Below are 13,210 nucleotides of genomic sequence, written 5' to 3'. Positions count from 1 at the left end.
TTCCAAATAATATGGGCTGTCAGTAAGTTGGTTTTTGAAAGTGGGAAAGTTTCCGCACACAAGCAGGCAGCCTCGGCTTGGTTATTAAGCCAAAGCGAATGTGCCCTGTTTATTTAATGGGGAAATTGCGCAGGATCAGGTAGCCCTGCCTCGCTCAAGGGGCAGGGTGCACGCGGTTTTAGTGCGGGTTGTTTCGCTCGGCCTTGCCAAGGCCATCAAGGTAGGTAGAGATCACTTCCATCCCGCGCATCAGGTGATTGCGCAGGGTCAAAATGCTTTCCTGGATCTTCTTCTGCGCCACCAGGTTCAACAGCTCGCGGTGGTCCTCCTGGGACGTCTGACCCAGTCCCATGGCCTCCAGGTTGAAACGCAGGAAGCGCTCTTCCTCATTCAGGCCATGTTCCACCAGTTTCAGCAGCCGCTGATTAGGCGCTTTGCTGTACAGGGCCATGTGAAACAAGCGATTGAGTCGGCCAATCTCGGTGTAGTCCTTTTCCTGCTCCAGCGCACGAATGAGCCCGTCAGCATTGGCGATATCAGCCTCGGTCAGCCAGGGAATCGACAAGCGCAGCGCTTCGGATTCCAGCAACATCCGCAGCTCATAGGTTTCGGCCGAATTGTCTTCGATCAAGGGGGCAACTACGGCGCCCTTGTGAGTGACTACATGCAACAGCGATTGGGCCTCCAGCTGACGCAAAGCTTCGCGCACCGGCATGCGGCTGACCCCGAAGAGGCTGGCCAGTTCCTGCTGGCGCATGGCCGTCCCGCAAGGCAGGCGGCCATCGAGTATCGCATTGCGCAGGGTTTCTTCAATCACAGAGCGGGCAAGGTGGGCGGGGATGGGACCGCTGATCTTGATGCTGTTCAAAGGTGTCGGCTTCTGCGTCACGGTTACGCTGCCCTCCTTGCTGAAATGGATGATGGCTAATTGGATCCAATGCACACTAGAGGCTGCTCCCAGGCTTGTCAAACATGCACGGTTTCGGCTTGTAAGCGTATCAACACGGCGCTCTGCGGGCTCACGACAGGGTTTGATAACGTCTTACAGCAGGTGCCGAACTCGTCCAGGCTCGGACGATTCGGCGGCGAACTTCCTGGTGCTTGCCGTCAGTTTCACGCATATGGTTATTCTTTATTAGTATTTAAATTGAAGTTCTTATGCCTATAAAGTTCAGTTCCTGACTGACCGGGAGTGAACACATGTCCACCGTCTCTACCGTTGCATCCGAGGCTACTCACCTTCAAACGTTTGAAATTCGTGCGCTTCCCGGCAGCGTCGGCGCCGAGGTGGTTGGCCTGGACTTATCCCGGCCCGTCAACGACCGCGACTTCGCGCGCATCCACCGCGCGCATCTGGATCACCACGTGGTGGTGTTTCGCGACCAACGCATCACTCCCCAGCAGCAGATCGCTTTCAGCCGGCGCTTTGGCGTGCTGCAAATCCACGTGCTCAAGCAGTTCCTGCTGGCCAATCATCCGGAAATCCTGATCGTCTCCAATATCATCGAAAACGGCCAGGCCATTGGCCTCGGAGACGCCGGCAAATTCTGGCACTCGGACCTGTCCTATAAAGAGCTGCCCAGTCTCGGCTCGATGCTGCACGCCCAGGAGCTGCCGAGTGAGGGCGGCGACACGCTGTTCGCAGACATGCACAAAGCCTGGGATCAGTTGCCCGCGCATCTGCGCACGGCGGTCGAAGGCCGCCGCGCCGCGCACTCCTATACGGCGCGTTACAGCGAAACCAAATTCGAAGGCAACTGGCGCCCGACCCTGACGCCCGAGCAGCTGGCGCAAGTCGCCGAAGTGGTGCACCCCATCGTACGTACGCACCCGGAAAGCGGCCGCAAGGCGCTGTTTGTCAGTGAGGGGTTCACCACGCGCATCGTCGGGCTGCCGGAGGACGAAAGTCGCGACCTGCTGACGCAGCTCTACGCCCACAGCGTGTTGGCGCACAACATCTACCGCCATCAATGGCAGCCCCACGACCTGGTGTTCTGGGACAACCGCTCGCTGATCCACCTGGCCGCCGGTTGCCCAAGCCATCTGCGCCGCAAGCTGTTTCGCACCACCATCCAGGGCGACGCGCCTTTCTGATCCGGAGCACGACCATGTCCAGACACCTTCCATTTGCACGACTGGCCGCCAGCGTCGGCCTGGGTTTCAGCCTGTTGGTCGGCAGCCTCGCGGCCCCATCGGTGGCGCACGCCGAAGGCGAGATCCGCATCGCCGAACAGTTCGGCATCGTCTACCTGCTGCTCAACGTGGTACGCGACCAGCATCTGATTGAAAAATACGGCAAGCAGGAAGGCATCGACATCAAGGTCGACTGGACCCAGCTGTCCGGCGGCGCGGCAGTCAACGACGCATTGCTCTCCGGTTCCATCGACATCGCCGGGGCCGGCGTCGGCCCGTTGTTGACCATCTGGGACCGCACCCACGGCAAGCAGAACGTCAAAGCCGTCGCGTCCCTGGGTAACTTTCCGTACTACCTCGTCAGCAACAACCCCAAGGTCAAGACCATCGCCGATTTTACCGACCAGGACCGCATCGCGGTTCCGGCAGTCGGTGTGTCGGTGCAGTCGCGCTTCCTTCAATACGCCGCCGCTAAGCTGTGGGGCGACCAGGATTTCAACCGCCTCGACAAGTACACCGTCGCAGTTCCGCATCCCGACGCCACTGCAGCGTTGATCGCCGGCGGCACCGAACTGACCGGGCACTTTTCCAACCCGCCGTTCCAGGAGCAAGCCCTGGCCAACCCCAACGTGCACGTGGTGCTCAACACCTACGACCTGCTGGGCCCGAACTCGCCGACCGTGCTGTTCGCCACCGAAAAATTCCGCAACGACAACCCCAAGACTTACAAAGCGTTCGTCGACGCTTTGACCGAAGCCGCACAGTTCGCCCAGAACGACAAAGGCGCGGCGGCCGACACTTACCTGCGCGTGACCAAGGCCAGGATCGATCGCGCCGAGCTGCTCAAAATCATCGACAACCCACAGTTCGAATTCAGCGTCACGCCGAAAAACACCTACCCGCTGGCAGAGTTCCTGTACCGCGTCGGCGCTATCAAGCACAAACCGCAGTCGTGGCAGGACTACTTCTTCCAAGACGCCAAACCCCTGCAGGGAAGCTGAAATGAACGCGCCTTTGCCAGGCCACGCGGCCAGCAGTCTGACCCCCTGCGCGCCGTTGCTGGCGGTGGATAACGTCAGCCTGGAATACCGCACGGCCGAGCGCGTGGTACGGGCCACCCACCAGGTCAGCTTCGAGATCGACCCGGCCGACCGCTACGTGTTGCTCGGCCCGTCCGGCTGCGGCAAATCCACGTTGCTCAAAGCCATCGCCGGGTTTATCAAACCTTGCGAAGGCGAGATTCGCCTGCTGGGGCAAAAAGTCGAGCAACCGGGCCCCGACCGCATCGTGGTGTTCCAGGAGTTCGACCAGTTGCCGCCGTGGAAAACCGTCAAACAGAACGTGATGTTCCCGCTGCTGGCGTCGAATACCTGCAAGCGCGCCGAAGCCGAAGACCGTGCGCGGCATTACCTCGACAAAGTTGGCCTCAGCGCTTTTGCCGATGCGTACCCTCACACCCTGTCCGGCGGTATGAAGGCGCGCGTGGCGATTGCCCGTGCGCTGGCGATGCAACCGAAAATTTTGTTGATGGACGAACCCTTCGCCGCTCTCGATGCACTGACTCGGCGCAAGATGCAGGAAGAGCTGTTGTTGCTCTGGGAGGAGGTGCGCTTCACCTTGCTGTTCGTCACGCACTCCATCGAGGAGGCGCTGGTGGTGGGCAATCGCATCCTGTTGCTGTCACCGCATCCCGGGCGCGTGCGCGCGGAAATCCACAGTCACCAATATGATCTGCACAGCCTCGGCGGTGCCGACTTTCAGGCCTCGGCGCGACGGATTCATCGGCTGTTGTTCGACGAAGCCACCGAGGCGGAACCCGAGCTGGATTTTGCCGATATCCGCATCGCTTACTAAGGGGCTGCCCATGCGCCAGGAATATGAAATTACCCTTGAGCCGTTGCTCAGCGTGCCGGTGGAGCGAGTACTGCCGCTGCGCCAGCGCCTGTGGCAACAGGGCTGGTTGCGCAAAGGCCTGATCCTGCTCGTGCTCGCCGTCCTCTGGGAAGCCGTTGCGCGCTACCAGGACAACGACTTGTTGCTGCCGAGTGTTGTGCAGACCTTTCACGCGTTCTACGAGGGGCTGCTCAGCGGGGAACTGCTCGGCAAAGTCAGCATCTCGCTGGCGGTGCTGATCAAGGGCTATCTGATCGGCATTGTGCTGGCGTTCGCCTTGACTACCCTGGCGGTGTCGACGCAACTGGGCCGCGACCTGCTCAGCACACTGACCTCGATGTTCAACCCATTGCCGGCCATTGCCCTACTGCCGCTGGCGCTGCTGTGGTTTGGCCTGGGCCAGAACAGCCTGATCTTTGTGCTGGTGCATTCGGTGTTGTGGGCGCTGGCGCTCAACACCTATTCGGGGTTCCTGGGCGTGTCCGAAACCCTGCGCATGGCCGGTCGCAACTATGGCCTCAAAGGCATTCGCTTTGTACTGTTTATCCTGATCCCGGCGGCGCTGCCGTCCATTCTGGCAGGCCTGAAAATCGGCTGGGCCTTCGCCTGGCGCACGTTGATCGCCGCCGAGTTGGTGTTCGGCGCCACCAGCGGCAAAGGCGGCCTGGGCTGGTACATCTTCCAGAACCGCAACGAGCTGTACACCGACAAGGTATTTGCCGGGCTGGCGGTGGTCATCCTGATCGGCCTGCTGGTGGAGAACCTGGTGTTCGATACCTTCGAACGTCTTACCGTGAAGCGTTGGGGTATGCAGCGCTGAAAGACCCATCCCTGTTACGATTGCGCCCAGTTCACTCCCCACTGCTTATGAGTGCTTGGCATGCAACTACCGGACATGAACCTGCTGGTCGCCCTCGACGCCTTGCTCGATGAAGGCAGTGTGGTCGGCGCCGCGCGCCGCATGAACCTCAGCCCTGCGGCCATGAGCCGTACCCTCACGCGCATACGTGAAGCGGTGGGCGACCCGATCCTGGTGCGTGCCGGGCGCGGCCTGGTGCCGACACCCAAGGCCTTGCAGTTGCAGGATCAGGTGCGCAACGTGGTCGAGCAGGCGGCGCTGCTGTTTCGCTCGGCCGACCAAGTGGACCTGAGTACCCTGCGCCGCCGTTTCAGCGTGCGAGCCAATGACTTTTTTATCGGGGTGTACGGCGGTCGCCTGTTCGACACCATGGAGCGCATGGCGCCGTTGTGCGAGCTGTGTTTCGTGCCCGAAGGCGACACCGACGACGAAGCACTGCGCGAAGGGCGACTGGACCTGCGCGTGAGCAACACCATGCCGGCCAGCCCTGAAGTGAAAGTCCAGAACCTGTTCTCCACCACCTTCGTGGGCCTGGCGCGGCAAGACCACCCGCTGTTCGATGACGACATCACCGCCGCACGCTTCGCCAGCTATTCCCATATCAGCATCTCGCGGCGCGGCATTGCCCGTGGTCCGATCGATACCGCGCTCAATGCCCAAGGCCTGGAGCGCCGCGTGGCGATGATCGCGCCGGGTTTTCACGGCGCAATGTTCATGCTGCCCGACTCCGACCTGCTGCTGCCGGTGCCCAAGGAAGCGCTCTACAGCGCCAACCGGTTGAAGCTGCCGCTGCGCGCCTTCCCGCTGCCCATCTCTTTGCCGACACTGGTGCTGGCCCAGTCCTGGCACCCGCGCTTCGACAACGATCCGGCGCACAAATGGCTGCGCGAGACCCTGCGCGAAAGCTGCCACGCCACCTGGCTAGAAGCGCAACCCACCTGACCTCCAAATCATGCAGGGTCAAAATGTGGGAAAGGGCTTGCCCTAATGCCAGTCAGTTAAGGCGAGAGGGGTAATGACTAAAAAACCAGAGCCAGTATGCGAATCCAAACGCCCTCCTCAGTATTAACTGAAAGACCCGGCTCAAAATGTGGGAGGGGCTTGCCCCCGATAGCGGTCGATCAGATGAAAACTCTATGCCTGTCATACAGCGTCGAGACCAAACCCCTTCCCACCTGGAGATTTTTGTCGGATCAAGGATTGCGTTCAGCGCACTTATAAGCTGCCGACAAGTAACTTTTTGTCATGTTTTAGTCTGATTAAACTGCTCGGGTATTTCCTACGCCGAGTTACCTGTTCATGAGTTCCCTCGCTGCCCCCACCCTCGCGGCTGCAGCCCAACCCACCGCCATTACCCCGCCCGTATTCGGCCGGCGCATCATCGTCGGCCTGGTCGGCGTATTGCTGGCGGTGCTGGTGTCCGGTCTCAACGAGATGGTCACCAAGATTGCCCTTGCTGATATCCGCGGTGCGCTGTACATCGGCTTTGACGAAGGCACTTGGCTGGTCGCCGCTTATACCGCTACCTCTGTGGCGGCCATGGCTTTCGCGCCGTGGTGTGCGGTGACGTTCTCGCTGCGCCGCTTCACGCTGTGCGCCATCGGTTTGTTCACGGTGCTGGGCATCCTTTGCCCCTTTGCGCCCGACTACAAAAGCCTGCTGCTGTTGCGCACCGTACAAGGCCTGGCGGGCGGTGCATTGCCGCCGATGCTGATGACCGTAGCGCTGCGCTTCCTGCCGGCGAACGTCAAGCTGTACGGCCTGGCCGGCTACGCACTCACCGCCACCTTCGGCCCGAGCCTGGGCACGCCGCTGGCGGCGCTGTGGACCGAATACGTCGGCTGGCAGTGGGCGTTCTGGCAAATCGTCGCACCGTGCCTGCTGGCGATGGTTGCCGTGGCTTACGGGTTACCGCAGGACCCGTTGCGCCTGGAGCGTTTCAAGCAGTTCAACTGGCGCGGCCTGCTGCTGGGCTTCCCGGCGATCTGCATGCTGGTCATCGGCGTGCTGCAAGGCAATCGCCTGGACTGGTTCGAGTCCGGTCTGATCACCTTCCTGCTCAGTGGTGGCAGCCTGTTGCTGGTGTTGTTCCTGTTCAACGAATGGTCGCATCCGCTGCCGTTTTTCAAGCTGCAGATGCTGGGCCTGCGCAACCTCGCGTTTGCCTTGATCGTGTTGGCGGGCGTGCTGATGGTGCTGACCTCGGTGATCCTCATTCCGTCGAGTTTTCTCGCCCAGGTGCAGGGTTACCGGCCACTGCAAACCGCACCGCTGATGCTGCTGATGGCGCTGCCGCAATTGATCGCACTGCCGTTGGTGGCGGCGCTGTGCAACCTGCGCTGGATCGATTGCCGCTGGGTGTTGGGCACGGGCCTGGGCCTGCTGGTGCTGTCCTGCGTGGGCAGCGCACATCTGACATCGGCGTGGATCCGCGACGACTTCTACGTGCTGTACCTGCTGCAGATCTTCGGGCAACCCATGGCCGTGTTGCCGTTATTAATGCTCTCCACCGGCAGTATCCAACCGGTGGAAGGGCCGTTCGCCTCGGCCTGGTTCAACACCGTTAAAGGCCTGGCCGCCGTGATCGCCACCGGTGTGCTGGAGGTGCTGACCACCCGCCGCGTGCATTTCCACTCGAGCACACTGGTGGACGGCCTCGGCAACTCGCCGCTGGCCGATGCCGATGCACTGGGCCTGGCGCACCGCCTGCACGAACAGGCCGTGGTGCTCACCTCGTCGGATCTGTACTACGTCATGGCTGCGGTCGCGGCGGCTCTGATCCTGCTGATTTTCTGGATGCCCACGCGGATCTTTCCGCCGCGCGCACCGACCTAGTTCAAAGGACTCCCCATGAAACGCAAAGACAAAGTTGCCGTGTCCGTAATCGCCCTGTTCGCCGTCGGTGTGCTGGTGTACCTGGCCGCGCCTGGCCTGTTGGGCAGCCGGCAGCAGACCACCAACGACGCCTTCGTTGCCGCCGACTTCACCCTGGTCGCACCGCGCGTGGCCGGTTTTATCAAGCAAGTGCTGGTCGAAGACAACCAGCGCGTCAAAGCCGGGCAACTGCTGGCGCTGATCGACGACCGCGATTTTCGCGCTGCCGCTCAGGCCGCCGATGCCGACACACTGGTGGCCCAAGCCCAACTGAAAAACGCCACCGCGACACTGGAGCGGCAAACCTCGGTGATCGCCCAGGCTCAGGCCACGGTGGCGGCGGATCGCGCCGAAGTGGCCTTCGCCGAACACGAACTGAACCGCTACAACCATCTGGCCGGTGTCGGCGCCGGCACCGTGCAGAACGCCCAGCAGGCCAAGACCCGCATCGACCAGGCCACCGCTCGCCTGGCCAAGGCCACGGCCGTGCTGGCGGCCGAGCGCAAACAGGTGGAAATCCTCATGGCCCGGCGCGATGCCGCCGAGGGCGGGCTCAAACGCGCCCAGGCGGCGCTGGAAATGGCCAGTTATCAACTGTCCTACACACGCATCGTCGCGCCGGTGGATGGCATGGTCGGTGAGCGCGCTGTGCGGGTCGGTGCCTACGTGACACCGGGCAGCAAGTTGCTGGCGGTGGTGCCGTTGGCCGAGGCGTATGTGGTGGCCAATTTCCAGGAAACCCAGCTGTCCCACATGCATGCCGGTCAGGCTGTGCAGGTGCGCGTCGACAGCCTCGACGGTGAAGTGCTCAACGGCCACCTGGAAAGCCTGGCGCCCGCCACCGGAGTGACCTTCGCCTCGATCAAACCGGACAACGCCACCGGCAACTTCACCAAAGTCGTGCAGCGTGTTCCGGTGAAGATCGTGCTTGAGCCCAATCAGCCGCTGACCGAGCGTCTGCGGGTCGGTATGTCGGTGGAAGCCAGCGTCGACACCCAAGCCGCAGCACCACAGCGCGAGGTGGCCCAGCAATGAGACACCTCGCCTGGCTCACCCTCGGCCTCGTCAGCCTGAGCGCCTGCACCGTCGGCCCGGACTTCCAGCGCCCCCAAAGCCCGCAGCCCGCGCAGTGGACCGAACCCCAAGGCCGTCAGGCTGCCAGCCATGCCGTCAGCGATCCGTTGCAGGAGCGTTGGTGGGATGTGTTCCACGACGCGCAATTGTCGGCCCTGACCCGGCGCGCCCTCAGCGATAACCTCGACTTGAAACTGGCCAGCAGCCGTCTGCAACAAAGCCGCGCGGTGCGCCAGGTGACCACCGCCGAGCGTTACCCCAGCGCCAACGCCACCGGCGCCTACCAGCGCAAACGCAACAGCGCCAAAGGCCTCAACGACCCGTCCGGCGAAAACGGCCGCGCCGCGTTCAACCAATGGGATGTCGGATTTTCCGCCGCCTGGGAGCTGGACTTCTGGGGCCGCATCAAACGCGAAACCGAAGCGGCCGACGCCACGCTGCAAGTCGCGGAGAACGACCGCCGCGCCGTGCTGCTGTCGGTGCTGGCTGAAACCGCCCAGGACTACATCCAACTGCGCGGCGTGCAGAATACCCGCGCCGTCACCGAGCAAAACCTCGACGTGGCGCGGCACAGTCTCAAGCTCTCGCAATTGCGCCTGGCCGACGGCGTGGCGACCGACCTGGATGTGGCCGAAGCGGCCGCCCAAGTCGCTGCCATCGAAGCGCGCCTGCCCGACCTGCAGCAGCGCCAGGACCAGTTGATCAACGCCCTGAGCCTGCTGGTGGGCGAGCCGCCGCAAGCACTGCACGCACAATTGTCCAAGGACGCCGGCGTGCCACAGGCCCAGCGCCAGGTCGCCATCGGCCTGCCGTCTGAATTGGCCGAACGTCGCCCCGATATCCGCCAGGCCGAGGCACGGTTGCATGCCGCCACCGCCAGCATCGGCGTGGCCAAGGGCGATTTTTACCCGCGCATCACCTTGTCCGGCAGCCTCGGCTCCCAGGCCATGCAACTGTCGGATTTCGGTTCGTGGGGATCACGCGCCTTTGCCTTCGGCCCACAGCTGAGCCTGCCGCTGTTCAATGGCGGGCGCCTGCAAGGCATGCTCGAGCTGCGCGAAGCCCAGCAACAGGAAGCGGCAATCGCCTACCAGCAAACCGTATTGCGTGCCTGGCATGAAATCGACGATCAACTGACCCGCTACAACGCCAGCCAACTGCGCCGCGACAGCCTGGCCGAAGCCGTGCGCCAGAACCAGATCGCTCTCACTACCGCGCAGCATCAATACGTCGAGGGCGTGGTGGACTTCGTCAACGTGCTCACCGTGCAGAGCGCGTTGCTGGCGACGCAGGAGCAATGGGTGGAGAGTTCCACCGGCGTGTCGCTGGCCATGGTTGGGTTGTACAAGGCATTGGGAGGAGGGTGGGAGTCGGTGTATCCGCTGCAGGCGACCGTGCCTTAGCCGAGTATTCAGGGATTGCGCAAAAACACCACATACCCCCGAAACCACTCATTGCCCTGCAGATACCCCGGCGCCTGCCATTCACCGCCTTGAATCAAGCCGATTTTGAACGGCAACCCCAGACGATTCATGCGCGGCAGGTACGCCGCGTAATCCGGGATGCTGTGGCGGCCTTGATAGGTCTGCACCACCACTTCATCCACCACGCCTTTGAGCTGGGCGATGGCGGCCGGGTCGGCGTTGCTGCTCCAGTCCATCAGGCCGGTGATGCTCAGCTGCAGGTCGGCGGGCAGGCGTTGGCGCAGGTCGCGCAGGAAGTCGGCGTATTCGTGCAGGTATTGGGTGCGGGCGTCGAAGTCGATCTGGATGCCCACCACCGGGTTGCCCGCGTCGCGCCAGCGTTGCACCTGGCCGAGCAGGCGGGTGTAGACCGTTTCGGGCCAGCGCAGGGTATGGGCGCGGTACACCACCCAGACTTCGCCCTGGGTCAGGCGCGGCACGCTCATGCCTTGGGCGATCAATTGCACACCGCGCTGGGGCGCGCGGCGGGAGGCGTTGATCTGACCCTGAAGGATGTACAGGGTCTTGGCCTGCTTGAGCACCGGTTGCGCAGCGACGCCACTCCACAGCCAGAAGGCGTCATAGTCGTGGGCGTCGACGGCGCCGAGGGCCGGGCTTGCCAGCAGCAGCAAGCCTAGCCACAGGTGCCTCACCAGTAGTACTGCAGCGATTTGCCCCACTGGGTGTCGGCGTAGCCGCTTTTGAGCTGGCGGAACCAGGCTTTACGCACGGCCGGCTCAACGTCCTGTCCGCCGCAGCTGTTATAACCGGCCGGGGCATAGCAGTTGATGGCGCGGAACAGGGCATAGGCCTTGTCAGTCTTCGGGGCCTTGGCGTCGCTGATCACCTGCTTGTAACCGTCGAGCCGCGAGAACGTCGCTCCTTTGAACTCCGATGCAGTGCTGCCCAGGCTGCCGGCGGTGCGCGCCTGTTCCAGCGGCATGCTGTCCAGGTTATTGCGCAGGATGAACTCGCCGAGGCAGTTCAGGGCCTGGGGGTTCCTGGCCTCGGTTTGCAGGGTCGCGGCGGTTTGCGCGATGGCCGGGCAGGTGTAGCCGGAGGCGGCTTGTTCGCCGTTCCACTGGAACAGCTTCAACGTCTGGCCTTCGCTGTACACATAACCCAGGCTGCTGCTCAGCTTGTCTTCGGGCGCCGGGGTCGGCAGTTGCTTGAAGTCCTCGGCAAAGGTAGCGAACTGGCCGCGCAGCAGGTCTTTGTAGAGCAATACAAATTGCGCGGTCTGGCGCTCCACCGGATCGCTGGCCTGGGCGATCTGCTGGCGCAGCAGCTCGGGTCCTGCGTTATTGCGCAGCAGGATGTAACGCACCTGCTTGGCGCTGATTGGCGAGTCGGCGGCAAATACCTTGGCCAGCTGGCCGCTGCGCTCGTAGTTCATCGCCAGGGCCAGCTCCAGTTGATCACGCTGCAACGGCAATTTGGCCAGCGGCAGCAGTTGCAGCCACAGTGCCTCTGCGCCTTTCCAGTCCTGCTTGGCTTCCAGCGCCAGGGCGCGCAGGGTCTGCTGGCTGAAGGCGAAGTAATTCAGGCTGGACGGCACGCTTTGCGGCAGCTGCTTCAAAGCGGCATCCGGCTGATGCTCGATGTACAGCGCGCACACCGCCAGCAGGTAATCGTAGAGTTCGGGCTCGCTGGCAAACAGGGCTTTTTGCTTTTCCAGGTCTGCGCGGGAAAGGGTCGGCTGGTTGCCGCCGCGCATCACCATCAGGTCGCTGACCAGCTGGATCATCGGCGTTTTCACCGGCTGGCTGTTGACCATCAGTAACTTGAGGTCAGCTTCTTCCACCAACTCATCCTCGGACACGTTGCGCTGCGCGTCGCTGGCCTGCGTCAGGCTCCAGGCATAGGCCTCGGCGAGTTTGCCGCCGTCGTCGGCCAACCAGTAGACGCGACGCAGCAGACCGCGCGCCGAAGCGCTGTAGTCGCCCTGTGGGTAAGTGCTCAGGTAGCTGTCGAAGGCCTGTTCGGCGTTGGCCAGTGCCGACTTATCCACACGCTGCAGATTCGGCACGCCGTCGGCATCGTAAGTATCGGCCTGGGCCTGGTTCAGCGCAGTGCGCGCGGTCATGTACAGGGCGGCTTCCTTGAGCCAGGGCAGGGCGCTGCTGCGGGCGGCGCTGAAACCGCGCTCGGCTTCGGCAAACCGGCCACTGTAAAAGTCGGCGGCGGCTTGCAGGTAGGTGTACAGCTGCTGGCCGTCGGTCGATTGCAGTTGCTGGGCATTCGCCACGACCGGTCCATCCCACTCGCAGGTGGTGAGCAGTTGCAGGCGCGCCTTGACCAGCAGTTCGCGCTCGGCGGCCGGCATGTCAGCCTTGACCGCCTGACGCACAAACGCGGTGGCGCTGTCATCGTCGTTGCTGCGGCAGCGGCTGCCTTCACCTGTAACAAACGCCTCGCCGGCGGTGGTGTAGTCCTCGCGCTTGATGCCCAGGGGCTGCAACAGATTGTCGAGTTCGGCAGTCGACGAACTGTCGCCGCCGTCATCCGGCTCGGTTTCCGAGCTGCCGCGCAGCGTCAGGCGATACACCGGGAATGGCACCGGACCAAAACCCTCGGCCAGGTCATCTTCGCTCAGGGCGTTGGGGGTCAGGGCGGTGTTTTTTTTGTCGGCCAACAGCAGGCGCAGGTTGACCCGGCTGTCGTTGCCGGGGTTGAGGAACGGCTGGTTGCTGCACGGGTCCAGGGTGTCACGGGTAATGCGCCAGTCGGGGTAACACGAGTCGTCGGAGCTGGCCTGGGCCTGCAGGGAAGTGGCAGCCAGCAGGGCGAGTGCCAGAGGTGACAAAAAACCGATGCGCATGAGGTGTCCTTGATCCTGGGTGCTGGGAGGACAGCAATAATAACGTGATCTTACGATCACTAAGGTGAAGGCCTACACAAATTGCCGATTTGT

The 13,210-nt window shown here is 62.6% G+C and carries 11 protein-coding genes; 8 read left to right on the top strand and 3 right to left on the bottom strand.

The window, feature by feature from the left end:
- Positions 1 to 178: 178 nt before the first annotated feature.
- Positions 179 to 889 carry a GntR family transcriptional regulator gene (locus tag OSC50_RS23980; RefSeq protein ID WP_181081779.1) on the bottom strand — a complete coding sequence of 237 codons (711 nt, stop codon included), beginning with the start codon at positions 887 to 889 and terminating at the stop codon, positions 179 to 181.
- A 311-nt stretch (positions 890 to 1,200) separates the two neighbouring features.
- Between OSC50_RS23980 and OSC50_RS23975 the strand changes: the two genes are divergently transcribed.
- From OSC50_RS23975 to OSC50_RS23940, 8 genes are all read left to right on the top strand, one after another.
- Positions 1,201 to 2,094: a TauD/TfdA dioxygenase family protein gene (locus tag OSC50_RS23975; RefSeq protein ID WP_266245328.1), complete on the top strand. Its 894-nt coding sequence runs from the start codon at positions 1,201 to 1,203 to the stop codon at positions 2,092 to 2,094.
- A 14-nt stretch (positions 2,095 to 2,108) separates the two neighbouring features.
- Positions 2,109 to 3,134: an ABC transporter substrate-binding protein gene (locus tag OSC50_RS23970; RefSeq protein WP_253509895.1), complete on the top strand. Its 1,026-nt coding sequence runs from the start codon at positions 2,109 to 2,111 to the stop codon at positions 3,132 to 3,134.
- A 1-nt stretch (position 3,135) separates the two neighbouring features.
- Positions 3,136 to 3,987 (top strand): ABC transporter ATP-binding protein, encoded by an 852-nt coding sequence (locus OSC50_RS23965; RefSeq protein WP_266245330.1) that lies wholly within the window; start codon positions 3,136 to 3,138, stop codon positions 3,985 to 3,987.
- 10 nt (positions 3,988 to 3,997) lie between these two features.
- Positions 3,998 to 4,846, top strand: coding sequence for an ABC transporter permease (locus tag OSC50_RS23960; RefSeq protein WP_253509896.1), 849 nt, complete (start codon positions 3,998 to 4,000; stop codon positions 4,844 to 4,846).
- A 60-nt stretch (positions 4,847 to 4,906) separates the two neighbouring features.
- Positions 4,907 to 5,827 (top strand): LysR family transcriptional regulator, encoded by a 921-nt coding sequence (locus tag OSC50_RS23955; protein WP_253509897.1) that lies wholly within the window; start codon positions 4,907 to 4,909, stop codon positions 5,825 to 5,827.
- A gap of 357 nt (positions 5,828 to 6,184) precedes the next feature.
- Entirely contained in the window at positions 6,185 to 7,720 is a 1,536-nt protein-coding gene (locus OSC50_RS23950; RefSeq protein ID WP_253509898.1) for an MFS transporter, read from the top strand.
- Positions 7,721 to 7,735: 15 nt separating this feature from the next.
- On the top strand, positions 7,736 to 8,794 hold the full coding sequence (locus tag OSC50_RS23945; protein WP_181081772.1) for an HlyD family secretion protein: 1,059 nt from the start codon (positions 7,736 to 7,738) through the stop codon (positions 8,792 to 8,794).
- Positions 8,791 to 10,236: an efflux transporter outer membrane subunit gene (locus OSC50_RS23940; RefSeq protein ID WP_266245333.1), complete on the top strand. Its 1,446-nt coding sequence runs from the start codon at positions 8,791 to 8,793 to the stop codon at positions 10,234 to 10,236. Before OSC50_RS23945 ends, OSC50_RS23940 begins: the two co-directional genes overlap by 4 nt.
- A gap of 8 nt (positions 10,237 to 10,244) precedes the next feature.
- Here OSC50_RS23940 and OSC50_RS23935 read toward each other — a convergent pair whose 3' ends face one another.
- Together OSC50_RS23935 and OSC50_RS23930 are read right to left on the bottom strand one after the other, a co-directional pair.
- Entirely contained in the window at positions 10,245 to 10,949 is a 705-nt protein-coding gene (locus OSC50_RS23935; protein WP_181081770.1) for a DUF3142 domain-containing protein, read from the bottom strand.
- Complete coding sequence (locus OSC50_RS23930) at positions 10,946 to 13,117, bottom strand: PA5441 family protein (protein WP_181081769.1); 2,172 nt, start codon at positions 13,115 to 13,117, stop codon at positions 10,946 to 10,948. The genes OSC50_RS23935 and OSC50_RS23930 overlap by 4 nt, the downstream gene beginning before the upstream one ends.
- Positions 13,118 to 13,210: the final 93 nt, after the last annotated feature.

The organism is Pseudomonas quebecensis (assembly GCF_026410085.1).
Lineage (GTDB): Bacteria > Pseudomonadota > Gammaproteobacteria > Pseudomonadales > Pseudomonadaceae > Aquipseudomonas > Aquipseudomonas quebecensis.
Note: the sequence above shows the minus strand (reverse complement) of the source record. Positions and strands in the feature narration are given on the sequence as shown.